1 protein-coding gene is annotated in these 446 nt (G+C 61.0%); it reads right to left on the reverse strand.

Going from position 1 to position 446, the window contains the following annotated elements; genetic code table 11:
* Window positions 1–20: 20 nt before the first annotated feature.
* On the reverse strand, window positions 21–446 hold a 426-nt coding region (locus tag G3I78_RS48420), incomplete at its 5' end, for a DUF1788 domain-containing protein (protein ID WP_164437007.1).

A 446-nucleotide genomic window follows, 5' to 3' on the forward strand; every position in this document is an offset into this window, starting at 1 on the left:
TCTCGCTGAGCTTCATCGGGTCATGCTTCCTGGTCGAGGATGCGCTTGGCGCGGTAGAAGGAGTCGTCCTTGAGCTGGCCGAACAGCACCAGCGCCGAGCCCTGTGTGGCCGACACCTCGTACCGGCCAGGGAAGAACATCAGCATCGGCTTGTCGGAGACGACGGTTTGCAGGTTGTTCAGCACCGTGTGCGACCGTACGAACGGGAACACCTCACCGATACCAGTGAGGAAGAGGATCTGGAACGCCTCGCCCGCGATACGTTCCCTGATTGCCGGCGCCAGGTGGATCTGCGGGTCGAGCATGTTCTGGAGCATCTTGAGGAAGTCCTGCTTGTCCATCGATGGCTCGGCGGCGAGGACGCGCTCCCACACGTCGCGCTTCTTCAGCAGTTCGACGCACAGATCGTAGAGGTTGATCTCGAAGTCCTTGATGCCCTGCTCGGT

The organism is Streptomyces sp. SID13726, from assembly GCF_010548375.1.
In the GTDB taxonomy this organism is placed as follows: Bacteria; Actinomycetota; Actinomycetes; order Streptomycetales; family Streptomycetaceae; genus Streptomyces.